The organism is Terribacillus saccharophilus (assembly GCF_002272075.1).
Taxonomy (GTDB): Bacteria; Bacillota; Bacilli; order Bacillales; family Amphibacillaceae; genus Terribacillus; species Terribacillus saccharophilus_A.
On record NZ_NPBJ01000027.1, the window covers coordinates 71336 to 95904 of the forward strand.

Consider the following 24569-nt stretch of genomic DNA (forward strand, 5'->3'; position numbering starts at 1 on the left):
TTTTACGTTCGCTCTTCTAACCTATTACCTATATTACCAGTCTGACCCTTATGGTAAAATATTCAAAAAGGAGGCGTGGCAGTGTGTCGGATTTCCAGATTGGCAGTGTGTTTGTGCATGTGAAGGACGCGAATAAGGCAGCAAATTGGTATGCAAATCTTTTAGGTAAACCTGAACCGCAGCCAACGGAAGGGCCGGTGCAGTTCATGGAAACTGATGATGGAAGAGGACTTGTCATTGATGATAACCGGAATAATGCACCGGGTATCCGTCCTGCTTTCATGCTTGAGACGTCAGATATTCAGCTTGCCTATAAACGAGTTAGCGAGCAAGGAGGCAAGGTTGTCCGGGAACTGGAGGAAGATGAAGCAGTTGCTTTCTTCAATTTTGAGGATCCTGATGGCAATATTGTCATGGTGTGTGAACAACGTCCATGATTATCTGGATCAATGGGGCATTCGGAGCAGGCAAGACACAAACTGCGATCTCTCTACGGCACCGGCTGCCAAATGCATTCATCCATGACCCTGAAGAAGCGGGTTTTTACATAAGAAAGCATATACCGGATTCGATGCAGAAACCGGATTTCCAGGAGCATACCCTTTGGCGTTCCATCGTACGTGAGCATTTGGCTTATATGGCAGCAAATACGGAGGATATCATCGTTGTTCCGATGACAATAACGGAACCGTCCTACTATGAAGAAATCATTGGACAATTACGTAGTGATGGTCACCGAGTTTATCATCTTGTGTTAGCTGCTTCGGAAGAGACATTGCGTGGTCGTCTTGCCAAGCGGGGCAACAGACAGAATTCATGGGCTGCTCGGCAGATAACGCGTTGCGTACAAGGTCTATCAAGTCCAATATTCGAAAATAAATTGGCAACTGATAATATGTCGATAGACGAGGTAGCCGCAGCTATCGGCAGACAAGCGGGCCTTCGTCTGCAAAAGGATCACCGCTCTTGGTGGAAAACACAATGGCCGCGCTTAACCTCTAGATGGAGGTAGACAAACGGCTGCGTATGCTTATGCTATAATGCCTCAAAAAGGTGGTACATATAATGAGTATCGAAAACGTAAAAGATTATCTAGCAAATTACAACCGAAGCAGTGATATTATAGAACTCGATTTATCTAGTGCCACTGTAGATCTAGCTGCTACTGCACTTGGTGTGGAGCCTGCACGCATTGCTAAGACGTTAGCATTTAGAGGTAGAAAAGATGGGGAATCTGTTTTGATAGTTGCTGCAGGAGATGCAAAGATTGATAATAAAAAGTTTAAAGAGCTATTCGGCGTAAAAGCACGAATGCTTTCAGCTGAGGAAACGTTAGAACAAACAGGCCATGCTGTTGGCGGAGTTTGTCCGTTTGGTTTAATAAATGATTTACCTGTGTATATGGACATTTCCTTAAAGCGTTTTTCCACGGTGTTTCCAGCCTGTGGCAGCAGTAATTCAGCAATAGAACTAACTTGTGAAGAACTTGCCGAATATGGCAAGGGAAAAGAATGGGTAGATGTCTGCAAGAGCTGGGCAGACAATGGCTAAATGAAGGTAACGGCATAGCATGCAGGGGGTTCGGCTTTGCTTCTAACTCTGACACTGCTAAACTTAGCATGTGCCCTATACTTCACACAAAGATAGGTTAGGAGAAAGAATCATGTCAGATAATAATACAAAAAGAGAGATATTTTCCTGGTTGCGAGCAGTAGGGATTGCCGTCATCATTGCTTTTGGCTGCCGGTATTTCCTGTTTACACCGTCAACGGTGCATGGAGAGTCAATGCTGCCGACTTACCAGGACAGCGATCATGTCATTGTAAGCAAAGTTTCGAAGATAGAAAGAAATGATATTGTGGTATTCAACGCACCCGATGCGGATGCCCACTATATCAAACGGGTGATTGGTCTGCCTGGCGATACAATTGAGGTGATAGATAATGTGCTGTATGTGAATGGCGAAGCGCAGGATCAATCTTATCTGCCAGAGGATATGGTTACTGGTGATTTCAAACTGAAGGAATTGACTGGCGAGGAAAAGGTACCTGAAGGTGAAGTGTTTGTCATGGGTGATAACCGCACAAACAGTAAAGACAGCCGTATGTTTGGTTATATTTCGGAGAAAGAAGTAATCGGAGAAGTTAAGATGACTTTCTATCCATTTTCTGATTTCCACATCGGTAATTAATATGTGTCAAGTACATGGAAAAACAGTAGATGCGGAGACAAGATGTGTGCATTATCACTCCCCATTGGATGTTATAGCAATCAAGTTCGCGTGCTGCAATCAATTTTATCCTTGCCATCAATGCCATGAAGAGACGGCGGGTCATGAGGCCGAGGTATGGCCGAAAGACCAATTCGATGAGAAGGCGATACTATGCGGTGTGTGTAAATCGACGCTCAGTATCGATCAGTATATGAATATAGACCATTGCCCAGACTGTAAAGCAGCATTCAACCCTGGTTGTCAGCTGCATCATCATCTATATTTTGAATCAATAAAAAGAGACTGTCGTTGACTGACAGTCTCTTTTGTTTGTCTTAGGATACGGAACGATGCTGTGAAGTATCTCCTGTTTTGGAGAAGATAAACTTCAGCATAGATGGAGTCACAAGCGTTGTCACAATGACCATGATTATAATACTTGTGTAGTATTCCGGATCAAGTAAACCTGAACTTAAACCGGTACCAGCAATGATCAATGCAACTTCGCCTCTTGAAACCATGCCTGTTCCGATTGCCATGGAAGATCTTCCGTCGAAGCCGGTCATTCTTGCTCCCAGCGCTCCGCCGAACAGCTTCGTCACAATGGCCATAATACTAATGAGCACAATGAACAGAATCTGAGATCCAACCCCATCGAAGCTAATGTTCAAACCGATGCTTACAAAAAATACGGGAACGAAGACTCCATAAGCGATCGGTTCTAATTTATGTTCTACTACATTCTTGTATTCAGTTTGGGAAATGGCGATACCAGCCGCAAATGCACCGATAATACCGGCAACCCCCATATATTCAGCGAAGTAGCTAAACACCAGCGCCAGAATGATACCAGCAGAAACGATGGTCTCACTCACTTTGAAGCGAGCGAACAATTTCATCACTAGTGGAATCAGCCAAATACAAGCAACAATGACTACGCCGAAGAAGAGTACTTTCTTCCCGATCAAAGCTCCTAAGCTGACTGATTCTCCTGTACCCAGCACACTCATCAGCACTGCGAGTAAGACGACAACCAGAATATCGTCAACAACAGCAGCCCCAAGGATTGTCGTACCTTCTCGTGAATTCAGTTTGTTCATTTCCTTTAATGCCTGTACAGAAATGCTGACACTTGTCGCACAGAAGAGTAAAGCCAAAAACAGAGCATGTCCCTGACTCATCCCAAATGCAAGTGCAAGACTATAACCGCCGATGAATGGGAAGAGGACGCCGAGAACAGCAACTGCAAAAGCGGACTTCCAGTTTTCTTTCAGCTGCTTCAAATCTGTCTCCAGTCCAGCGATGAACATGAGGACAAGCACACCGATTTCGGAGAATTCATGGATGAAGGAGGTTTGTTGTATCCAGCCGAGTACTGCAGGACCGAGAATAACACCGGCAAGCAGCTCCCCCAGTACAGATGGCTGTCCAATCTTAAGTGCAAGCTGACCAGCGATTTTTGTGAATACGAGAATCAAAGCTAAATGTAAAATGAATTCCATATCTTACTCCTTTGTAATGTATTTATGCAATTTCGGACACAAAAAAGGCATATCCGCCAGTTTTCACTGTGGATATGCCTAAATGGACACAGAGGGGCCTGGGGTGGCAGGCTCCTCCGGGAAATGCATATGTAATTAATTTATAGTTACTCATTATAGAACAGTTATAGAATGAAAACAACCGCTTTTCATCTGTTTGCAGCTGGCAGAAAAGGGAAAACAGGTGACGTAACCTATGCAAAGGAGTGGCATTTGTGAAAAACACATTTGATTTTCATACAAAACAAGGACTCTATCAGCATATTGAAGAGACACTTGTATTCTATTATCCTGCAGCAATAGACAGCACTTACGGTGGATATAATGAAGGTTATTATATGGATGGAACGCTCACAGAGGATACAACCAAACATATCGTCGGACAGGCGCGGCATTTGTACGATTTCAGTGTCGGCTTCAAACTTACGGAAAAAACTGAATATCGGGAGGCGGCCGAGCACGGCATAACCTTTTTCCAAGAGACTCTGCGGGATAAGAAGTATGGCGGTTACTTTACAGAGATGAAGGATGGCAGTGTGACAGATGATAAGAAGCTGACATATGGTCATGCGTTTATATTCCGAGCTGCGGTAGCAGCAGTGGAAGCGAAGATAGAGGGAGCCGAGGAATTGCTTACGGACATCTATCAAGTGCTGGAGGAGAGGTTCTATGAACCATCCGCAAAACTATATAGAGATGAAGCATCACGTGATTGGTCCAGCTTTTTGGAATACCGCGGACAGAATTGCAACATGCACATATGTGAATCAGCAATTACCGCGTATGAAACAACAGGTCAGCAAAGATATCTGGATCAGGCTTTAAACATTGCAGACCAAGTAACCAATAAACTTGCGGCTCAAAGTAACGGACTTATATGGGAAAACTACGATGAGGCTTGGTTGAAGGATGAACAATTCAATCATGGCGAAACAAGGGACGAATTTCGCGCCTATGGATTCGTTGGAGGACACCAATTTGAATGGAGCAAGCTCCTTGCTTGGCTCTATATTCACAAGCAAGACAGCTGGCTTCTTGAACGTGCGGAAGAGCTTTATCAAACTGGCTGGAACCATTACCACGATCAAAAACAAGGTGGCATATTCTTTGTGATGAGCCCTGATAAAGAGTTGATTGATAAAGGGAAATCTTATTGGGTTTTAGCGGAAACACTGGCGGCATCAGCATTGCTGCATGGCCAGACAGGAAATGATGTATATGGTGAGCATTATGATGAGCTGTTCCGATATGTGCAGGAACATTTCATTGATCCAGAACATGGTGCTTGGTATCAATGGCTCACAGCCGATAATAAAGTGGAGGACGAGGTTAAAAGCCCTTCACCGAAAACGGATTATCATCCGATTAGTGCAAGCTTCCTGATAGCGACTTACCGTGGAGAGGATCTGTAGCGTAATGCGCAGATCCTTCTCTTATTGCTATAATGAGAAGGAAGGGAGCGGATTAGTATGTATGAAAGTGAAAGATTGCAAATCAAACCTTTAGAGAAAAAGCATGCCAGTGAGCTTCTGGATCTGAACCTGCGGAACAGAGAACTTTTCGAGTCTATCTCACCAGTAGACCGTAGTGATTCAGACTATACACTGGAGAAATACAAAAAGAATATCGAAGCGGCACAGAAAGATTGGCAGGAAGATAAACGCTACGAATTCGGAATATTCCTGAAACAAGATGATGTTCTGATTGGAACTGCTTCCTTATTCTTTATTGAGCGGAATACAGCGGAAAAATGCATGATAGGTTATTCGATGGATGAAGCACATAATGGTAAGGGATATATGACGGAAGCAGTACAGCTTGTATTAGATTTTGCATTTGGAGATGGGAAATTCCACCGAGTCGAAGCGGGAGTAATGCCGCGAAACCTAGGGTCGGTCGCGGTACTGGAGAAATGCGGGTTCCAACGAGAAGGATTGGAACGCGACTTGCTGCGTATTGATGGCAAGTTCGAGGATCATTATAAGTATTCGATACTGGCGACTGATCCGCGCATAAACTAAAACCCAGGAGCATTCATTGCTCCTGGGTTTAGTCATTAGACATTAATGCTGCTGGGATGGAACAGGGCGTGAATGCCGGCGTTCATTACTCTTCTTAGCAGCAACTGGCTGCTGCGGGCTGCGGACTGTGACCGCAAGGAAGAATGAAATGACACAAAGTACGGCAATCGCTACGAATGTCGGTTGGAAACCCCCGAGCAGTGAAGCGATGAATGAGCCTCCTAATGCACCGATACCAAACCCTTGATAAATGACACCATAGTTTTTACTTTGATTTCTCAATCCGAAATAATCTGCGACGATAGTCGGGAAGACTGTGATGTTACCGCCAAAGAAGAATGCAATGGCTGCCACACAGACGAAGAACAATGTTGTTGATAGTTCCACCATGCTTAATACTGCGACAGCTCCCGCAGTGACAAGAAGTCCTGCTGCAACCAAGTACAGTCGTTCCACTTTGTCAGACAAAGCACCTAGCACAACTCTTCCAGTTGTATTACAGATAGCTACGACAGCTACGGCATTTGCTGCAGTTGCGGCAGATAGACCCGCAAGTTCCATGCCGGCATCTTTAACGATACCAATTAAATACAAGCCGCTCATGCAGGCTGTAAGGAAAATGACGAATAGAATGTATGCTTGTTTCGTATGCAGCATTTCCTTAATACTGAAGTCTTTTGTTGCTGCCCCAGTAGTTGTTTCCTGTGGAAGGATAGCATCCTTAAGGAAGAAGGCTCCTCCACTGATTAGGATGAATGCTGCTATTCCCCAGATTAGGAATGTGCCTTGTACACCAGCTGAGGAAAGCAATGCCTGGTTAATATATTTGAAGACTAAGCTTCCTGTTCCGAAGGCTCCTACTGATATACCAGATATGAGGCCTTTCTTTTCCGGGAACCATTTGATTACGTTCGATAGTGTAGTGATATAAGCAATACCATTGGCAAATCCAACAACAACACCTGCTAATAGATAGATGAGCCATAGTGATGTAGCTAGAGAGCTTAGTATCAGCCCGGCACCGAGCAAAATACCGGCAAAGACAACCAGCTTCTTGATGCCGAGTTTATCCTGCAGCTTTCCGCCGAAAAGAGTGGCTACTGCCAGTGCGAAGCTTGTAATCGAGAAGGTGACTGCCACAGAAGATGTGCTCCACCCATATGCATCAGCCAATGGCTGGTTAAATAAACTCCATGTATAAATAGTACCTAGACCAATTTGGGTGATGATTGTACCAAGTACAATCAGCCAGCGATTCGTTCCTGTTTTCATGAGAAGTCCCTCATTTCATCTACGTTGTTTTGATAGTTTTATCATAGCCGCTGCAGATGTATCTGAAAGCGTTTTCTCATGAGTTGCTCGATTTGAGGAATGAATGGTCCTTAAAGGCGCATGATCTGTCTGAACTCTTTTGCTTTACTGCGACTGACTGGAATCTGCTCACCCAGTCCTTTCATTTTGACTAGATACGTATTATGGAACCAAGGAAGAATCTCATGTATTTTTTCCGTGTTTACTATATAAGAACGATGGCAGCGGAAAAATGCATCTGCTGGCAGCTGCTGTTCGAAAGTGCTGATAGAACCGGGGTAGGTATACACCTCATCCTTCGTGTGCACAGTTGTCTGCTTTTCATCAGCCTCAGCGTAGGCAATTTCCTTCAGATTGATCACATAGATCTTCTCGTCCTTCCAAACATTGAGCCGTGCTGGTGTTTCTGTCGGTTCTATTCGCTCCTCCATATCTACTGATGCATTCTTAGATTCAAGCTTCTTAAGCATTGCCGCAACGCGTTCCTCGCTGTATGGCTTCAATATATAATCGAATGCTTCAAGCTCAAATGCTTTAGCTGCATGTTCTTTATAGGCGGTGGTAAATACGATTATTGGTTTATGCTTGAACTGGGCCAAGCTTCCCGCAAGCATCATGCCATCTAGTGACGGTAGGTTGATATCAAGGAACAGTACATCCGTGGTGTGCTCCTGAAAATACTTCAGCACATCCAATCCATCATCAAAGCGGTCAGTCACCTCTATGGAACTGTATGTATCAATTAAATACTGCAGCTCCTCTTGTGCAGGTAATTCATCTTCTGCAATGATTGCACGTAGTGTCATGGTTATTTCCCTTCCTTCACTGGTATATCAAAGTAAATCTCCGTACCAGGATCAAGCCGATTGATAGTCAGACCTTTTCCATAAATCAGGCGGACACGCTGATGCACGTTGGCTAGTCCAATATTTTTCACACTTGCTTCATCCTTATACAGCTTTTCAACAATCTCCGGATCAATCCCAACTCCAGTGTCTCGAATACTGATGCGGATATCATTTTCCCGTGCTTTGACAGAGAGATAGACGGCACCCTGCCATTTGCGTTTCCGAACACCATGGTGGATTGCATTCTCTACCAAAGGCTGCAGCAGCAAACTAGGCACTTTTATCTGCACCGGATCAATATCATAAATTATTTGGAGCTTGTCACCGAAGCGGGATTTTTCAATCTCCACATAATGACGTACTTGCTTCAGTTCTTCTTCTATTGCGATCATTTCATCATGAAGCTCCAGGTTATAGCGCAAGTAACCAGATAGGTTATGAATTAGTTCGCGGGCACGATTCGGATCGCGTCTTGTTGTTGATGCAATTGCGTTCAGCGAGTTGAAAAGGAAATGCGGGTTTATCTTCGATTGCAGAGCCTTTAGCTCAGCTTTGTTGGCGGTCTCTTTAATCTGTTCAATCCGGGAAATCTCCATCAAGTTTGAAATGATCTGTGCCAGTCCGATACCAAGTGTCTGCAAAGAATCTGTTATCCGGTTTTCCTTTTCATAATATATCTTCAACGCACCTGTCACCTCGTCGCCTTCTTGGAAAGGAACGATAAGCAGGCAGTGCATCTGCGGCAGATGATGATCATCCACTTCATTCCGGATGACGATTTGCCCACTGTTAATAGCTTGTTTCGTCATTTCGCTTACAATCGACGTTGTATCCTGGTAGCGCTCAGCCCCAAGACCGTAATAAGCTACCACTGTTTTAGTATCCGTTATGGCGACAGCATCTGCACCAATCTCTTCTTTAATGATTTGGCAGATACGCTGCAAGGAAGCAGGCGTGATGGACCGGAAATATGGAAGCGTCTTATTGGCAATATCCAATGCAAGCTTCGCCTGTGCTGCGGCAATCTGTTTCTTTTCTCCTTCAATATTATGGACGAGAAGGATGAGTAAACCGATGCTGATTTCACCTATCATCATCGGAACAGCTATTTGTTCAACAATCGAAATACCTTGAGACCTTGGTTCTCCGAGTGCAATGATCAGCAGCATGGTCATTGTTTGGCTCAAAATACCAGCACCGATACCGATATACCACCAACGATGCTTTTTAACCCTGCGATTAATAAATCCAGACGCAAAGCCTGCTGTCACACTAGTGATCAAGCAGGGTAATGAAGTGATACCATCGATGTCGATTAAATAGCGATGCAAGCCAGATACAATACCTGTAATGATACCAACCCATGGCCCGAATAAAATACCTCCAGATAAGATAGCCACTGTCCTTATATTAACGAGACTACCTTCCACTTCAATCCCGGAATATGTCCCGAATATGGCAAAACTGCAGAAGACGACAGTAAGTACGCTAAGTTCCCGGACCGAATGATTTTCTTTTTGAAGTATTTCTTTAAACCCTTTAATTTTGGTCAGGAAAAATAAGATAATGAGCAGCAAGGCAGCACGCTCGAATATCGATATGATCATTTCCAAGGTTGAATGCATAGTTGTAATCCCTTTCATCTGTATTACTTACAGTTTATCAGAAATTTAGACTGGTAGGGAATGGATGCGATCACAAATAGCCTGGCAGATGATAGATTCATTTGATGAAAATTACTGCTTGGAAATAATATGTCATAATGTATAATTAGGCTGGATTTATAGGAATGAAAGCGCTATAATTAATATAATGAAACACTGTTCCACAATGCGGAACAAAGGCATGGGCATCTTTGTTAGATGCCATTATTTCTGAATTATAATGTAAGGGGTTTCATTGAATCTGTGGGAGCCACAAAAAAAGTAAGGAGATGATAGAAATGGAATTGCGATACGCAACTCATCCAGACCACGCCAAGACATTCACTACCGAGGAATTACGCAATCATTACTTAGTTGAGGAACTTTTTGTCCCCGGAGAAATCAAGCTTGTGTACAGCATGGAAGACCGGACGATCATCGGCGGAATTCAGCCAGCCGGCAGCTCAATCGCTTTGGGGAGCTATGACGCCATCAAGGCGGATTACTTCCTGGAAAGAAGAGAAGTAGGGATTTTTAATATCGGTGGCAATGGAACAATTTCTGTTGATGGAGAATCATACGAAATGGCGAATAAAGATTGCATTTATATCGGCAAAGGCAATCAGGAATTACTGTTTACTAGCAGAGATGAAACAGATCCAGCTAAGTATTATCTGTTTTCGGCTCCTGCACATACCTCTTATCCGACTAAGCATGTATCATTCCAAGATGTTCCGGGAGATGCGATGGGTGCAAAGGAAAGTGCGAATGAACGTGTTATCCGCCGTATCATTCATTTGGAAGGTATCCAAAGCTGTCAAATCGCTATGGGTATCACAATTCTGGAAAGCGGCAGTGTCTGGAATTCTATGCCGACACATACCCATAACCGCCGGATGGAAGCCTACCTATATATCGATTTAGATGAAAATGCACGTATGTTCCACTTGATGGGAGAACCAACAGAAACACGTCATCTTGTCATGAAAAATGAACAAGCTGTCATTTCTCCGCCTTGGTCAATCCATTGCGGAAGTGCTACTAGCAACTATGCATTCATTTGGGCAATGGCTGGAGAAAATAAGACGTACACCGACATGGATCAAGTGTCGATGGATGAGCTTCGCTAAAGGGGGATAAAGATGAGTCTAACAGACTTTTCTATGAAATATTTTGATTTGACTGGCAAGGTTGCAATTGTGACAGGCGGCAGCAAGGGACTCGGCCAGGGCTATGCAGTCGCTTTGGCAAAGGCAGGGGCTGATGTCTTCGTTGTGACACATCGAGACGATTGGGAGGAAACGAAAGCGCTAGTGGAAGAAGCTGGCGGCAAGGCTCATTTCCATCAAGCTGATCTGACAGATAGAGAAAAAGTGAAGCAAGTTGTAACGAGTTGTGTGGATGTCTTCGGTAGGGTTGATATTCTCGTAAATAACGCTGGTACAATCATCCGGACGCCGCTGCTTGAGTACAAGGAAGAAGACTGGGATAAGGTCATGGATGTTAACCTGCATGCTGTCTACCTGCTAGGGCAGGAAGCGGCTAAGGTGATGGCAGAACAAGGCGGCGGAAAAATAATCAATGTTGCCTCGATGCTGTCGTTCCAAGGCGGTAAATTCGTTCCGTCTTATACAGCCAGTAAGCATGCTGTAGCAGGGCTGACAAAAGCTTTCGCCAACGAGCTGGGTGCTTATAATATCCAGACGAATGCGATTGCGCCGGGGTACGTAGCCACTGCTAATACTGCACCAATTCGTGCTGATGAAAAACGTAATGCAGAAATTTTATCTCGGATTCCGAGCGGACGCTGGGCAGATCCGTCTGATTTGATGGGGGTAGTCGTATTTTTGGCAAGTCGCGCTTCTGATTATATGAATGGCCATGTATTGGCTGTTGATGGTGGCTGGCTCGCGAGATAAGCAGGTATTAAGAATTGCGTCGGAGTTGTTTGACGGGAAAGAGAGATTGAGAGGATTGGGAAGGTGACCAAAGATCTGAAGAATCTTTGTGTATGCCACCCTCTCATTCCAATGATCTGGGCGATCACTATAAAAATAGCATATCACGTAAAGTGATTCAAACATCTCAATTTCTTTTGCTCGATTACCTATAAGGAAAGGTAAGGGATGCAAAGTGAAAATAATGAAAACGATGGAGAGAATTCCTGGTGGGCTTATGCTCGTACCGTTATTTTTAGGAGCAATCATTAATACCTTCGCACCGAATTCGGCGGAATACTTCGGGTCCTTCACAGGCGGACTTATGACAGGAACTATTCCGATTCTAGCAGTCTGGTTCTTCTGTATGGGTGCAGGCATCCAGCTGAAATCGACTGGTATAATTTTACGCAAATCTGGTACTCTCGTTATCACGAAGATTGCTGTTGCGTGGGTTGTAGCTATCATTGCAGCGCAATTCCTGCCTGAAGGAGGCATTCAGACTGGTCTATTCGCCGGCTTTTCTGTTCTGACACTCGTTGCAGCTATGGATATGACGAATGGCGGGTTGTATGCATCGATCATGCAGCAATACGGATCAAAAGAGGAAGCTGGAGCATTTGTCCTTATGTCCTTAGAATCCGGTCCGCTCATGACGATGATCATCCTCGGTTCAACAGGTCTTGCTGCGTTTGAACCGCAAGTATTCGTAGGAGCAGTACTACCGTTTCTAGTTGGCTTCCTGCTAGGTAACTTGGATGGCGATCTACGTGCCTTCTTCAGCAGAGCAACACAGACTATGATTCCGTTTTTCGGTTTTGCATTGGGTAACTCAATTGATTTAGGTGTCATCCTGGAGACAGGTCTTGCGGGTATCCTCCTTGGCGTACTTGTTATCATCGTTACAGGTATTCCGCTTATGATTGCTGATAAATTTATCGGAGGCGGAAATGGAACAGCTGGTATCGCAGCTTCCAGTACGGCTGGTGCAGCCGTTGCAAACCCGATGATCATAGCCACAATGATTCCGGAATTCATGCCGATTGCAGAAGCAGCTACTGCACTTGTTGCAGCATCTGTAGTTGTTACGTCGATACTCGTCCCGATTCTGACAGCTTTTTGGGCACAGCATATGAAGAAGAAGGAAAAACAGAAGACAGACGATACAAATATCGATCCGAAAAATATCAACTCAAATACTGTATAAAACCACCGGAGAGGCATATACAGTATGTCTCTCTTTGCATAAAGGAGACGTTGACAGATGAGCAGAATCTTAACAATCGGAGAACCGATGGCACTATTTGTTGCGGAGCAGGAAGGGCTGCTGGATGATGCCGAACGTTTTTCTCGTTTCATCGCAGGAGCAGAAGTGAATTTCTCTATCGGAATGTCTCGCCTTGGGCATCAAGTGACGTATGTCACCCAGCTGGGCTTAGATCCATTCGGTCGAAACATTCATAAATTCTTACGGAAAAATAAGATAGATACCACTTATGTTAGCTATGAACCTGCCTTTGTGACCGGAATGCAATGGAAACAGAAAGTGAAAAGCGGAGATCCGGAAGTGTTTTCGGCACGGAAGAACTCGGCAGCTTCCCACATGGATAAAAAGCTGATTAAAAAAATCAAATGGGCTGATTACGATCATCTCCATCTGACAGGTATTCCCCCGGCTTTGTCTGAAAGCTGTCGTGAATTGGTTTACCAGATGATGAAGGAAGCTAAGGAAAATGGACTGCAGGTATCATTCGACCCGAACCTTCGGCCAGGTTTGTGGCCTGATAAGCAGGAGATGGCACTGGTTATTAATGAATTGGCCAGCCAAGCGGATATTATTTTCCCTGGTATAGCTGAAGGAAGACAATTGACTGGAAAAACTGATGTGCTTGATATTGCTGCATATTATCATGAAGCTGGTGTGCCGACTGTTGTGTTGAAACTGGGGGCAGAAGGAGCGTTTACCAGCTGTATGGACGGTACGCAATTCTATACAGAAGGTTTCCCGGTGAAAAAAGTGGTTGATACGGTTGGTGCTGGTGATGGCTTTGCGGTTGGTGTAGTGAGCGGGTTGCTAGAAGGATTAGAGATGCCTGACAGCATCGCAAGAGGAGCTGCTATCGGTGCACTTGCCGTCATGTCACCTGGAGATAATGATGGCTTACCGAACCGTGAAGAGCTTACACATTTCATGAAACGAGAGCCGATCGGATAAAAAAGGAAGACCTTCCAAGTGGAAGGTCTTCTCCTCTATCTGGTATAGCCTAATGCATGGGAAATTTCCAGGCTGCAGGCTTTCATTTTATTTATCAGTTCGGTGTTTACTCTGTCCATTGTTACACGATTGCTGGGACCGGAGATACTGAAGCTTGCAACAATCCGATGTTCATGGCTGTAAATCGGAGCGGCAATACAGCGAATGCCTTCTTCATTTTCGATATTGTCCAGTGCATACCCCTGTTGGCGGACTTTGTCCACTTCAGTGCGCAGCTCTTCTCTCGACGTGATTGTGCGCGGTGTGCGCGGTGTGAAGGTGGTGGAATCAGCTATTTCTTCTAGCTGGCCAGCCGCCATACCTGATAAAAGGATTTTTCCGACAGCTGTACAGTACATGGGCGCTCTATTACCGATTCGTGAGTACATGCGGATCGTCTGGTTGCTTTCAAGCTTATCGATGTAGACAATCTCACCTTTATCTTCGATGCAAAGGTGCACAGTCTCATTGACATCTGCACACAGCTGCTTCAGGTAAGGCTTGGCCACATTGGCGATGTTGTTGTTATTCAAGACACTGCGAGCAACATAAAGTGTTTGTAAACCTACTTTATACTTGTCTGATTCCGGATCCTTTGCCACATAATTCATGTCCGCAAGTGTTGCCAGAAGCCGATGTGTCGTACTCTTCGATAAATCTACCAGCTTAGTCAGCTTCGCAATCGACAAGCCATCAGGATAATCGGAAAGCGTATTCAAAATAGTTAAGGCACGTTCAAGTGATTGCACATTAGACATAGATATTACTCCGTTTCTATTGCATTCATTGCTTACTTCTATGATACGGGAACGGTTGGAGTTTGTAAATTCAGTACACATATGGAGGGAAAATAGATGAAAAAAGCAGAAGTTTTAGCTAAGCTTACTGACCAAGCTATTGTAGCAGTAGTTCGTGCGGATTCGCCAGAACAAGCTATACAGATTTCCGATGCATGTATAGAGGGCGGTCTTACAGGGATTGAAGTGACATTCACTGTTAAGGATGCTGATCAAGTGATCAAACAGCTCTCTGCCCAGTATGTTGAAAGCCCAGATGTGGTCATTGGGGCAGGTACAGTGCTGGATAGTACGACAGCCCGTTTAGCAATACTCGCAGGTGCGAGTTTCATTGTGAGTCCGACCTTTGATGCTGAAACAGCCAAGTTATGTAATCTTTATCAAGTTCCTTACTTGCCAGGATGTATGACAATCGGGGAAATAAAGCAGGCGATGGAAGCAGGAGTTGATATTATTAAGCTCTTCCCGGGAAGTGCTTTCGGTCCAAGTTATATCAAAGCAGTCAAAGCTCCGCTTCCGCAGGCGAATATCATGCCAACAGGTGGAGTCGATTTGGAGAATGTGGGCGATTGGCTGAAGAATGGAGCGGTAGCTGTTGGAGTCGGCGGCAATCTTGTAGCTCCTGCCAGCACAGGAGACTATGACAAAATTACATCGATTGCACAGCAGTATATCCAAAAAGTGAAAGAAGCAAAAACAGATCGTGTGAACATTTGAACATGGGTCAAGCTGCCTTGCACATAAACTGAACACGGAGGAAGGGGGCTTGCTTCGTGTCAGCAAAAAAGCGGGAAATTATAATCGTTGTTGTGAAAGCAACTGCTATATATTCATTTGTCGTGATTGATATTGCTGCAGGTACGGGATTATATCTGACTGCCAAGCTGTTAGGTGCGGGAGTGATTATTGCTTCGGTATGCAGTATGGCGGGAGTGGAAGGTTTGAAAAGGGGTCCTGCATTGGTACGTAATTTAAAAGGAAGAGAACGTTGAAAACATGGTGGAATATAATAAATATGACAAAGTCAGGAAGGTAAAATCACCTGCTAGACTTTGAAGGGGGCGTTCATTATGAAAATAACTAGAATAGATTCAGACAAAGCAAACAAAAAAGGGGAGCGTCCAACTAACTAAGTCGCGTAGCGTTTCCCCTCATCTTGGAAGGGGAATTATTTTGGAACAAAACAAGGTAAGTCTTACAGAACTAGATGCAAGCAACTGGTACGAATGCTGCCAGCTAAATGTATCTAAGGAGCAGGAAGCATTCATAGAATCGAATGCAATTTCCATAGCACAATCAAAATTTGAAACTACGTTAAGGCTATACGGCATTAGTTTGAATGAAAAGATAGTAGGTTTCCTAATGTTTAATACTGTTAAAGAAGAACTTGAGGGCTATTGGATTTATAGGATAATGATCGACAAAAACTATCAAGGCAAAGGGATAGCGAAACTGGCTGTGCAATTATTGATCTCAAGAATAGCAGAATTACCAGATGCTAATAAAGTCATTGTCGGTTACCATCCCGATAATCAGGCTGCGCATCATTTATACACCAGCATTGGTTTTGTTGATAACGGAGATAGATTCGGAAAAGAAATGGCTGTTATTAAAAACTTAGAGTAAAAGAAAATAAGAAGGAATGCAGAAAAAGCATTCCTTCTTATTTTGCTATTGTTTCGTCTACCCGCATATTGCCGACTGTAAAATAGAATGGTGCAGGAAATGGAGGTTTCTTTCCTCTTTTGAGCCGATCGCTCGCTTCATTGAGCCAGTAGATAGATTTATTAATGGCTGAAAAGAAGACGACCAGCTCTCCATTATCATCAACACAAAGACACGATCCGAATATGCCATTCTGATACCAGGCTTCTCCAGTGTCTGCTTTTATCAGCAGCTTCGGCTCCTCTGACCAATCTGCTCTCGTGAAGCTTGCTGTTTTACTTTTGAATAACCAGAGATCCTGCGACTTATAAGTATCCTCGCCAAAAGCATTGCCGCAGCGGCTGACGAGCAAGTAGTACATATTATGAATTCGCTTTGGCCTGGCATGCGTAAATGCATCCTCACGAGTGAAAAATAGACGTGGCTTCGTCCAAGTATCGAGGCCGTTCTCGCTTTCGGCAGCATACACCTCGTGCATTGGGATATCTCCTTTTCCGGGCTCGTGTGGTGTCGCCGCAAACCACATTTTCCACTTACCTTCATCGTAAATCACTTTTGGAGCAAGTACACTATCATTTCGAACCGTTCCGGTCATTACTGGCTTCGGGTAGCGAAACCATCTGCCATGCCTCATTTCCAAACAGCCGATCGAATAGGGAGATTCATTTCCTAAGACATTACTGGCACTTCGGCCGGTGTAGTAAATGCGGCGAACCAGCTCTCCATCCACTTTCCCCTCAACATAACACGGCTCATGCAATCCGTACCGATCCCAGGCAGCTTCCTTTGGCTGAGGCAGCAAAGGCTTCGCTTTGTGTGGCTTTCCGGGATACGTTGAAATCCTCCAGGCATTAGCTGTCGTCAGCGGCGATCCTTTTGGGAGACTGGCACTGAAAAGATTATTTTTAAAGTTGCGCTGGAACCCGCCAAAAAACATCCACCACTGATCATCAATCTTTTGAACACTCGGGTCACCCAGCCCTAGTAGATTACGGACCGGTTTATAGCCATCCAGCATCGAATATAATAGATTTGGTTTTACATCCATCCTAACCACCTCACTAGCAAGCAGTATGGACGGAAGAAGCATCAAACATACCAAGTGTTATAGTCTTGCAGAACGGAAGCTATACCAAAGTTATGCTTTCCTCTCCAGCCAGGATCCCTCCGATAATTTTTGATCGATAAAGTCTAAAACGGTCTGTAATTGGACCATTTGATTTTTAAGTTTTTCCTTGTGTTGAAGCATGCCTGCAATTAATTCAGGATGTTCATGTATATTGCTTGTTTCAGCGATATCAAGATAAGATTTCAACTCTTCTAAAGTAAAGCCGGCTTTTTTCATACAAATAATTATTTTCATCCGTTCAATGTCAGTCGGTAAAAAAGAGCGATGTCCATTTGCCAGCCGATTTATTGCAGGAAGTAATCCAGCTTTCTCATAAAAACGAATTGTATCGATGCTTAAACCGGAAAGCGTACTTGCTTGTTTGATTGTATACATACGTCCGCCTCCTTCTTATTTAAGCTTATTGTAGAACCTGAAGTTTACTCCAGGTCAAGAAAATTATTTTGTATTGACCCGGAGTAAACTCCATCTTATATACTACAGCCATTCACGAATGGAGGAGAAAATAATGACAGAAGGAAAGAAAAAAATAGCACTTGTTACAGGTGCAAATAGCGGTATAGGCTTGGAGCTGACGAAGAAACTGATCGAAAATGACTGGGAGGTAGTCGCATTGATTCGTTCAGGATTTCCGGAAGAAGAACAGGAGCTGCAGCAGAAAATCCATCAGCGGATCATCAGAATCTATCGTACCGATTTATCAGATTTCACAAAGCTAAAATCCGCTTTGGAACAAATAAAGGAGCTGGAACCAAAGCTCGATGCACTATTCAATAATGCAGGAGGCAGTTTTCCGGAGCTTCTCTTTTTACCACAAGGGCGTGAGCTTCATTACGAAGTGCAGACAGTAGTCCCATACATCATCACAATGGAGCTATTAGTGCTATTGAAAAAAGGTTCTCCAGGTATAGTCATCCAGACAAGTTCGGATGCATTCAGATTCAGGAAGACATTTGAACCTGAGGAATTAGCAAAACCGAAGAAGTTTCAGAAGCTTACGGGTCCTTATACATCTACAAAGCTAGCCATTACCCTTTGGACACACGCTTTAGCGCCAAAACTGAAGAAAGAAGGCATCACGATTATCAGTGTTGATCCAGGAAATAACAATACGATGCGAAAAGGCAGAAACGGAGGCTTACCGCTACTTATTCAGCCGTTCATCCGCTTCTTCGGCCCGCATCCGAGTGTAGGGGCAGGCAGATTGTTCGCAGGATTAGAAAGATCACCAGAGGACGCTGGATTGTATTTTTCAAAAGGCAAGGCAATCGAATACAAGTTCAAACAGCACGCATCCCAAGTACTTTTCCAAGTGGGAACTATTTATGAAAAAGAATTTGTCCCTTTGTAAAAGGCGTCGATTAGAACTCCTCTTATTTTTTCTGGCGCTGTTCAGGTGTTTTTAATCGGCGGAAGATAAGCCAGCCTAGTAATGCGCGTGTGAGGGAGCTGGCCAGGAAGCCCGGTATAAATGCCAATGCTCCAGCTTTTTGCCCCAGCATCAAATTAGCTATTGGAACAGAAAGGAACCCCTTAATGGGTCTACTGGAATGTCATTTAATGCAATAAAAAATGAGGTGCCACCAAAAGGTGTCACCTCTATTTCTTCTGTTCCCGTATGACATTATTAATCTTCACCATTGTTTCTGTCATTTGATGCAATTCATTAAGGTCGATCTTGGAATAATATTTATCGATGAGTATTTCGTCCAATTGCTTGAGACTATCCATATACTCTTGACCGTTGTTTCCAAGAGCTAAAAAGTATTCCCGCTTATTTGAAGGGTTAACTTGCTTGGTGATCATATCTCTTTTTTCTAGTTTAGATAGCACTTGGCTAACGGCACTTTTGGAAATACTGAAATCTGCTGCAATATCATTGGCTGTAGTTTGTTTGTTTTTCTGGATATAAGACAGCATGTACTCCTGCTGAATCGTTAAATCCAGCTCATCAAGTTTCTTTGTCTCTTGGGAGATAAGAATGCCAAACTCCTCATAGGCTTCATTCATTCTTCGGATAATTTCCTTATACGAAAGGCTCATGTGCATCGTTCCTTCCAAAACAACTTCTTTATTGCATATTACGCCATTTTTTAGCTTTTGCAAATACTAGGGCCGCCATAAGTAATCCAGCACCAGCAAATGCGGCAAGCAGAATACGTGCAGAAAAACCAACGCTCATCAAGGAACTGAACAGGGTTTGAGAAATAGGGTCGAATGCTGTGGAAGCTAAGAATACGATACTCATGACCCTTCCCATCATCGCAGGATCTGTTTTCTCCTGAATGATGACATCAGTTGGAATATACGTAATAAAACCGAAGAATCCAATCATCGTTGCAACTGGAATCAGCCAATGTAAACTTGGGATCTGACTGAAGACTCCAAGAGCCAAAACACTAGCAATCAGGAATATAAGAACTAGTCTTCCGCGATTCTTTTTTAGTGTGAAGAAAAGCAGGAAGATAGTGGCTGCAAGGGACCCAACAGAGAAACCAGCCTCTAAAAAGCTAAGATCCAAAGCGCTGCCGCCAAGCTCCTCAGCCAGGATAGGCAAGCTGAGGAACATTGGACCAAAAACAAAGAAATTCACAATGATAATAATGCTAATTGCGGATATATAGATAGAAGAGGATCGCAGGTAGCGATAGCCTTCTTTGAATTCCGTAATGAAGGAAGTCTTTTCTTTGTTTTTATCTGGTTTTGCATCTTTGATAAAGGCTGGGAAGACAATGCAAGCGCCAATTACAGTGGCTGCTATGCTGACAGCAAAGGTAGCAGTGAAATTGTAATAATGCAAAATTGCACCTGCAGCAATCGGACCGATTAGGAATATCAGTTCTTGGGAGCTATGAATAAGTGTATTGGCAGGCTGCAGTTCTTTTTGAGATACGATGTTTGGGACTAAAGATGACAGAGCTGGGAAGAAAAATCCATCCAAACAGCCAATAAAAAAAGATACAACAAGCAGTAATGCTATCGTCAGGGAATCATGTGCAAGCCCCCAGAGCAAGATACCAATCAATACTCCCTGCAGCAATTGGGTGCTGAATAAGATTTTAGATTTTTGAATGCGATCAGCAAGTACACCGCCGATTATCATTGTCACCATACGCGGTATAGACGCAGCTGCCATTACCAGGCCAAGGTATTGAGGATGATGGAGCACATCAACGACATACCAAGATACTGTAATCATATACATGGAAAAACTCAAAACCGAAAAGAGTTCGGAGAAGAGCAGAGCGGTGAATTGTTTGTTTTTAAATAAAGCCTTCATCGTAAGCACCTCATAAATTAAGTTAACTAAACTAAACTATATGAGTTTCTTTAATTGTTGTCAACAGGGAACAGGGAAACATTTATTTGGTATATACTGGAGACAGAGAATGGAGGAGGTATGGATATGAAAGAAGTACGAGTAGCCTACGCATTGATTCATAATGAAGAGACACAGCAAATTCTTATGGTACATAACAAAAAGAACGGCAGTTGGACATTACCAGGCGGCTTAGTCGAACCAGGCGAATCACTGGCTGAAGCTGCAGTACGGGAAGCAAAGGAAGAAACAGGTTTGGACGTAGAAGTGACAACTATCGTTGCCGTTAATGAGGCAAAATTACAAGCTGTCAATGAACACGCTACCTTTGTGACGTTTAAAGCTAGACTGATTGGTGGAGAAATTCAGATTCAGGATACGAAAAAAATAGCCGAAGCTGTGTGGAAGTCTTATTCCGAAGTGGATGAAGTGATGACGTACCATCCAGGTGGAATTGAGAGCCTTCTTCGTAATGGCATACCTTATGTGGATGAAGGGGTTATTGTTCCGACTTAGGAAGAAGTAATGGAATAAGACAAAGGTGGTTTATCTTTTGTAATTAATAATGGAAAAGGAGATCGTATACACGGTCTTCTTTTTTTTCGAAAGAATGTAGTTTATCGATGTGGTGGGTAAAAAAACACTGATATGAGGCATTATAGAGCGATTTAGGTACTTTATACTGCAATATATAAGGAGTCCTGGAAATGGAGGAAGTTACAAGACAAAATTTACTACTAAATGCCGATATTGCCAGATTATAGAACATGTTACGCTTATTATCATAAGTTCTGAATGGAGGATGAAAACTTGAATAAGAAATTAATGCTGCTCTTTGGCGCGCTTCTTTCTGTAATTATTATTAGTGGTTGCGGAAGTGACAGTAAAAAAGCGAGCACAGAAGAAAAACCAGCTGCATCTGAAGCAGCTAGCCAAGAAGATGAAGTAAAAGCAGAGGATACAGATACAGCTGCAGATAAAGAAGAAGCTGTTTCCGGCTCTGCCGATTTCGCCGAACTAATTGATTATATGAAAACGACTACAGATGCAGAGGAAACAACTGTCTTCTTTGAAGCTACCGAGCCACAAACACACGAAATGGAAGGTGTTTCAGTCTCCCTGGATTCTTACTCCCTAGTTGGTTTAAAGGACTTCCATACAGACTATAGTATTCCTTTCAATGATGAAACAAACGGAGGAGTCATTCTTGCTCAATATACAGTTAAGAATGACACAGACAAAGATCTCCACTATACACCGTTTATGTATATGAGTTTTACAGGTGCCGTTAAAGCTTATAATAACTACAAAGATATTATCCCGGAAGATGGTCAACTAGCGACAAAGCTAAGTCCTGATAATAATTACGAGCTTAAAGCAGGAGAAACCATTACTGGTACTTATGCTTATCCAATGGGTGAAACTGAACTTAAAGCAGCAATGGAATCAGGATCTGCTACTGTAGAAGTTCCTGCACCAACTACCAATCCGGATGATTTAAGTACAGCTCTTGGAACCAAAGGTCAATTCACTATTAATTTGAGTGAAGAAGGGGCAAAACAAACAGAAGCAAATGCAGCGTTTTATCAGGATGCCATTTCGGTTGATAACATGGGTGAAAAAACCATGATTGAGGAGAAGGAAGGCATCGGGCAAAGTCAGGAGCTTGGTGATTCTACGATTACATTGGATGGCTTCCAATTTGCTGATTTTACACCAAATGAATATGAGGCACCTCGCTTTGAGAATTTCCAAAATGGCGTTGTCTTGCTGACTGTTAAATTCAATGTTGATAACAAAGGATCAGATAATATCGGATTGGATAACATTGCATCCAATCTTTATGTAAATGATGGTTCACAGTATCAAATGAGCGAACGTATGCTATCTCCTTATGAGTACCAGCAAAGCATTGCAGCGGGTGAATCCGGTGAATTGCTACAGGTATATGTACTTGATAAGGAGCAGTACGACAAGATATGGAAAGATAAAGCATTCGATATCGAGCTTGGACCTTTGTATGATGAAAATTCAGAGGACATTTCCAAAGGAAAGAAAGCTGAATTCAAACTTAAATAAAGTCTGCTTTTATTCTTAGTAATAGCGCTTAAAATTGTAGTGGAAAACCGACTGGCACGTGCCAGCCGGTTTTTTTAATGACGCTTAGGATATAACGATTAGAGCTACTATTGAACCAATACTAGATTTGATCCTGTAAATAATATGTTCACAAATTATATTAGACAGGCACTATATGTATGTTAATATTAAATGATAAAGTCTATATATAGTTTTCTTTCTATGGCTAAGGGAATAGCTTACAGTACCGAAGAGGCCCGGAATATGATAGAATTATGAACAGATTGGACTGATACGATGGGACTTTCTGAAAGAGGATCAGCAACGATGGCGAAACCCCTCCAAACAAAAACCTTACTCATCGCATATGCTTCTGTCAGCGGCAATACGAAAGAAGTTGCAAAGCTGATTGCACAAGAGCTGACACATAAACAGCAGGACGTGACGCTTTATTGCATGAATGGCAATGAGCCGTTTCCGCATGTGCCAGATTATGATGCGATGCTGATCGGTACGTATACATGGGGATCTGGTGATACCCCATTCGATGTGAAGGATTTTGTGGCGGATGTCGGATATAAGCCAGAGAATGTGTTTGTGTTCGGCACTGGTGATACACAGTTTGGCGGTGATGATATGTTTTGTATGGCAGCGGACAAGCTGTCCAAATTCTATCATTCGCCAATTGCACCGCTTAAAATAGAGCAATCGCCAAGAGGATCTCAGGAAGAAGAAGTATTGGAATGGACGAGAGGAGTATTGGAATGGCTAAATTGATGAAGGCTACCGTTTTGGAGCCGACGAATCCAAATAAATCTACTGCATTATTTAACGGAGATGCAAGCGGAATCCTACATTGGGATAACGTTGCTTACCCACATTTCTATGAACTGCGTAAAACAATTCGCGGTTTGTTTTGGACTGCCAATGAAGTGAATATGGTGGCAGATACAAAACAATTTGCGAATCTATCTGATGAGGAGCGTACAGCATTCCTGAAAATTATCGGTTTGCTGGCGACATTGGACGGCCCTCAAACGGATATCGCTTCCAAAATAGCTGCTTATTCGACAGACCCAAGTGTCAAATCGATTTTAGCAACAATTGCTGACCAGGAAAGCGAGCATAATCATAGTTACACATATGTACTTGCTTCTGTAACAAATTATGATAACCAGATTGCTTCCTTTAACGAAGGACGCACAGATAAGGTATTGTTGGAACGGAACGAAAGAATTGCTGCTGTTTACAATGAATTTGCGCAAAATCCGACCATCGAGACAGTTCTTAAGGCAATGGTATACTCTACACTTTTGGAAGGATTATTCTTCTACAGTGGATTCGCGTTCTTCTATAACTTGGCGCGTAATCAGAAAATGGTCGGTACCTCGACGATGATTTCCTACATCAATCGGGATGAACTGCATCATGGTCGTTTTATCAGTGAATTGTTCCGTGCGACACTAGCGGAAAATCCAGAGTACAATAACGACGAATTCATTGAGTGGGTGTATGATCAATTCCGTCATTCAGTAGAGCAAGAAGCGCGCTGGAGCCGTTATGTATTGGACGGTATCGATGGAATCAACCTGGATGACATGGAAGGCTACGTGAAATATCGTGCGAATAAAATGCTTCGTATGCTTGGACTAAGCGAAATTTACGAAGGTTATGAAAAGAATCCAATGAAATGGATTCGTGCCTACACGGATAATTTCAATGGTACGAAATCCGATTTCTTTGAACAAAAATCCCGTCAGTACACGAAAACAAGTGATTTGAACGGATTCGATGATCTATAAGAACAGCAATA

General features: G+C 43.3%; 28 protein-coding genes. 19 read left to right on the plus strand and 9 right to left on the minus strand.

From position 1 onward, the window contains the following. Window positions 1-83 precede the first annotated feature (83 nt). The 5 genes from CHH48_RS14090 to CHH48_RS14110 all read left to right on the plus strand — a co-directional run bounded on the left by CHH48_RS14090 (window position 84) and on the right by CHH48_RS14110 (window position 2525). Window positions 84-437, plus strand: a complete 354-nt coding sequence (locus tag CHH48_RS14090) for a VOC family protein (RefSeq protein ID WP_095219788.1) — start codon at window positions 84-86, stop codon at window positions 435-437. Then, window positions 434-1012 carry an AAA family ATPase gene (locus tag CHH48_RS14095; protein WP_095219789.1) on the plus strand — a complete coding sequence of 193 codons (579 nt, stop codon included), beginning with the start codon at window positions 434-436 and terminating at the stop codon, window positions 1010-1012. Before CHH48_RS14090 ends, CHH48_RS14095 begins: the two co-directional genes overlap by 4 nt. A gap of 53 nt (window positions 1013-1065) precedes the next feature. After that, on the plus strand, window positions 1066-1551 hold the full coding sequence (locus CHH48_RS14100; RefSeq protein ID WP_095219790.1) for a YbaK/EbsC family protein: 486 nt from the start codon (window positions 1066-1068) through the stop codon (window positions 1549-1551). 112 nt (window positions 1552-1663) lie between these two features. Beyond that, the gene (gene lepB, locus CHH48_RS14105; RefSeq protein ID WP_095219791.1) at window positions 1664-2191 is read left to right on the plus strand and encodes a signal peptidase I; all 528 of its coding nucleotides are present in this window, start codon (window positions 1664-1666) and stop codon (window positions 2189-2191) included. 1 nt (window position 2192) lies between these two features. Beyond that, window positions 2193-2525, plus strand: a complete 333-nt coding sequence (locus CHH48_RS14110) for a CHY zinc finger protein (protein WP_095219792.1) — start codon at window positions 2193-2195, stop codon at window positions 2523-2525. Window positions 2526-2547: 22 nt separating this feature from the next. Here CHH48_RS14110 and CHH48_RS14115 read toward each other — a convergent pair whose 3' ends face one another. Next, window positions 2548-3714 (minus strand): cation:proton antiporter, encoded by a 1167-nt coding sequence (locus CHH48_RS14115; protein ID WP_095219793.1) that lies wholly within the window; start codon window positions 3712-3714, stop codon window positions 2548-2550. A gap of 254 nt (window positions 3715-3968) precedes the next feature. Between CHH48_RS14115 and CHH48_RS14120 the strand changes: the two genes are divergently transcribed. Continuing rightward, window positions 3969-5165, plus strand: coding sequence for an AGE family epimerase/isomerase (locus tag CHH48_RS14120; RefSeq protein WP_095219794.1), 1197 nt, complete (start codon window positions 3969-3971; stop codon window positions 5163-5165). A 57-nt stretch (window positions 5166-5222) separates the two neighbouring features. After that, window positions 5223-5774, plus strand: coding sequence for a GNAT family N-acetyltransferase (locus CHH48_RS14125; protein WP_095219795.1), 552 nt, complete (start codon window positions 5223-5225; stop codon window positions 5772-5774). Window positions 5775-5816: 42 nt separating this feature from the next. Here the strand turns inward: CHH48_RS14125 and CHH48_RS14130 are convergent, their stop codons facing one another. The 3 genes from CHH48_RS14130 to CHH48_RS14140 form a co-directional block, all read right to left on the minus strand. Continuing rightward, the gene (locus CHH48_RS14130) at window positions 5817-7046 is read right to left on the minus strand and encodes an L-lactate MFS transporter (RefSeq protein WP_095219796.1); all 1230 of its coding nucleotides are present in this window, start codon (window positions 7044-7046) and stop codon (window positions 5817-5819) included. Between the two features lie 110 nt (window positions 7047-7156). Next, the gene (locus CHH48_RS14135; RefSeq protein ID WP_095219797.1) at window positions 7157-7891 is read right to left on the minus strand and encodes a LytR/AlgR family response regulator transcription factor; all 735 of its coding nucleotides are present in this window, start codon (window positions 7889-7891) and stop codon (window positions 7157-7159) included. A gap of 2 nt (window positions 7892-7893) precedes the next feature. Then, window positions 7894-9558, minus strand: a complete 1665-nt coding sequence (locus CHH48_RS14140; protein WP_095219798.1) for a sensor histidine kinase — start codon at window positions 9556-9558, stop codon at window positions 7894-7896. A gap of 317 nt (window positions 9559-9875) precedes the next feature. Here CHH48_RS14140 and kduI point away from each other — a divergent pair, with 317 nt between their 5' ends. The 4 genes from kduI (at window position 9876) to CHH48_RS14160 (ending at window position 13728) form a co-directional block, all read left to right on the plus strand. Continuing rightward, on the plus strand, window positions 9876-10706 hold the full coding sequence (gene kduI / locus CHH48_RS14145; RefSeq protein ID WP_095219799.1) for a 5-dehydro-4-deoxy-D-glucuronate isomerase: 831 nt from the start codon (window positions 9876-9878) through the stop codon (window positions 10704-10706). A gap of 12 nt (window positions 10707-10718) precedes the next feature. Beyond that, window positions 10719-11495 carry a 2-dehydro-3-deoxy-D-gluconate 5-dehydrogenase KduD gene (gene kduD / locus CHH48_RS14150; RefSeq protein WP_095219800.1) on the plus strand — a complete coding sequence of 259 codons (777 nt, stop codon included), beginning with the start codon at window positions 10719-10721 and terminating at the stop codon, window positions 11493-11495. A gap of 214 nt (window positions 11496-11709) precedes the next feature. After that, window positions 11710-12720, plus strand: a complete 1011-nt coding sequence (kdgT, locus tag CHH48_RS14155; protein WP_095219801.1) for a 2-keto-3-deoxygluconate transporter — start codon at window positions 11710-11712, stop codon at window positions 12718-12720. A gap of 57 nt (window positions 12721-12777) precedes the next feature. Then, window positions 12778-13728: a sugar kinase gene (locus tag CHH48_RS14160; protein ID WP_095219802.1), complete on the plus strand. Its 951-nt coding sequence runs from the start codon at window positions 12778-12780 to the stop codon at window positions 13726-13728. Between the two features lie 35 nt (window positions 13729-13763). Here CHH48_RS14160 and CHH48_RS14165 read toward each other — a convergent pair whose 3' ends face one another. Beyond that, a complete protein-coding gene (locus CHH48_RS14165) occupies window positions 13764-14525 on the minus strand; it encodes an IclR family transcriptional regulator (protein WP_095219803.1) in 762 nt (253 codons plus the stop codon). Window positions 14526-14621: 96 nt separating this feature from the next. Between CHH48_RS14165 and CHH48_RS14170 the strand changes: the two genes are divergently transcribed. From CHH48_RS14170 to CHH48_RS14180, 3 genes are all read left to right on the plus strand, one after another. Continuing rightward, window positions 14622-15281: a bifunctional 4-hydroxy-2-oxoglutarate aldolase/2-dehydro-3-deoxy-phosphogluconate aldolase gene (locus CHH48_RS14170; protein ID WP_095219804.1), complete on the plus strand. Its 660-nt coding sequence runs from the start codon at window positions 14622-14624 to the stop codon at window positions 15279-15281. Window positions 15282-15337: 56 nt separating this feature from the next. Further along, complete coding sequence (locus CHH48_RS14175) at window positions 15338-15556, plus strand: hypothetical protein (RefSeq protein ID WP_095219805.1); 219 nt, start codon at window positions 15338-15340, stop codon at window positions 15554-15556. A gap of 181 nt (window positions 15557-15737) precedes the next feature. Further along, window positions 15738-16190 (plus strand): GNAT family N-acetyltransferase, encoded by a 453-nt coding sequence (locus tag CHH48_RS14180; RefSeq protein ID WP_095219806.1) that lies wholly within the window; start codon window positions 15738-15740, stop codon window positions 16188-16190. A 37-nt stretch (window positions 16191-16227) separates the two neighbouring features. On the opposite strand, the gene CHH48_RS14185 is transcribed toward CHH48_RS14180, so the two are convergent. Beyond that, window positions 16228-17277, minus strand: a complete 1050-nt coding sequence (locus tag CHH48_RS14185) for a hypothetical protein (RefSeq protein WP_095219807.1) — start codon at window positions 17275-17277, stop codon at window positions 16228-16230. 90 nt (window positions 17278-17367) lie between these two features. Continuing rightward, a complete protein-coding gene (locus CHH48_RS14190) occupies window positions 17368-17733 on the minus strand; it encodes a MerR family transcriptional regulator (RefSeq protein ID WP_095219808.1) in 366 nt (121 codons plus the stop codon). A 133-nt stretch (window positions 17734-17866) separates the two neighbouring features. On the opposite strand from CHH48_RS14190, the gene CHH48_RS14195 reads away from it, so the two are divergent. Next, window positions 17867-18709, plus strand: a complete 843-nt coding sequence (locus CHH48_RS14195) for an SDR family NAD(P)-dependent oxidoreductase (protein WP_095219809.1) — start codon at window positions 17867-17869, stop codon at window positions 18707-18709. Between the two features lie 248 nt (window positions 18710-18957). Here CHH48_RS14195 and CHH48_RS14200 read toward each other — a convergent pair whose 3' ends face one another. Together CHH48_RS14200 and CHH48_RS14205 are read right to left on the minus strand one after the other, a co-directional pair. Continuing rightward, window positions 18958-19401 carry a MarR family winged helix-turn-helix transcriptional regulator gene (locus CHH48_RS14200; RefSeq protein ID WP_095219907.1) on the minus strand — a complete coding sequence of 148 codons (444 nt, stop codon included), beginning with the start codon at window positions 19399-19401 and terminating at the stop codon, window positions 18958-18960. A gap of 28 nt (window positions 19402-19429) precedes the next feature. Then, entirely contained in the window at window positions 19430-20638 is a 1209-nt protein-coding gene (locus CHH48_RS14205) for an MFS transporter (protein WP_095219810.1), read from the minus strand. Window positions 20639-20764: 126 nt separating this feature from the next. On the opposite strand from CHH48_RS14205, the gene CHH48_RS14210 reads away from it, so the two are divergent. The 4 genes from CHH48_RS14210 (at window position 20765) to CHH48_RS14225 (ending at window position 24558) form a co-directional block, all read left to right on the plus strand. Next, window positions 20765-21193 (plus strand): NUDIX hydrolase, encoded by a 429-nt coding sequence (locus CHH48_RS14210; protein WP_095219811.1) that lies wholly within the window; start codon window positions 20765-20767, stop codon window positions 21191-21193. A gap of 294 nt (window positions 21194-21487) precedes the next feature. Next, entirely contained in the window at window positions 21488-22756 is a 1269-nt protein-coding gene (locus CHH48_RS14215) for a DUF5068 domain-containing protein (RefSeq protein ID WP_095219812.1), read from the plus strand. Between the two features lie 327 nt (window positions 22757-23083). After that, entirely contained in the window at window positions 23084-23533 is a 450-nt protein-coding gene (locus CHH48_RS14220; RefSeq protein ID WP_095219813.1) for a flavodoxin, read from the plus strand. Further along, window positions 23521-24558, plus strand: coding sequence for a ribonucleotide-diphosphate reductase subunit beta (locus CHH48_RS14225; RefSeq protein WP_095219814.1), 1038 nt, complete (start codon window positions 23521-23523; stop codon window positions 24556-24558). Before CHH48_RS14220 ends, CHH48_RS14225 begins: the two co-directional genes overlap by 13 nt. Window positions 24559-24569: the final 11 nt, after the last annotated feature.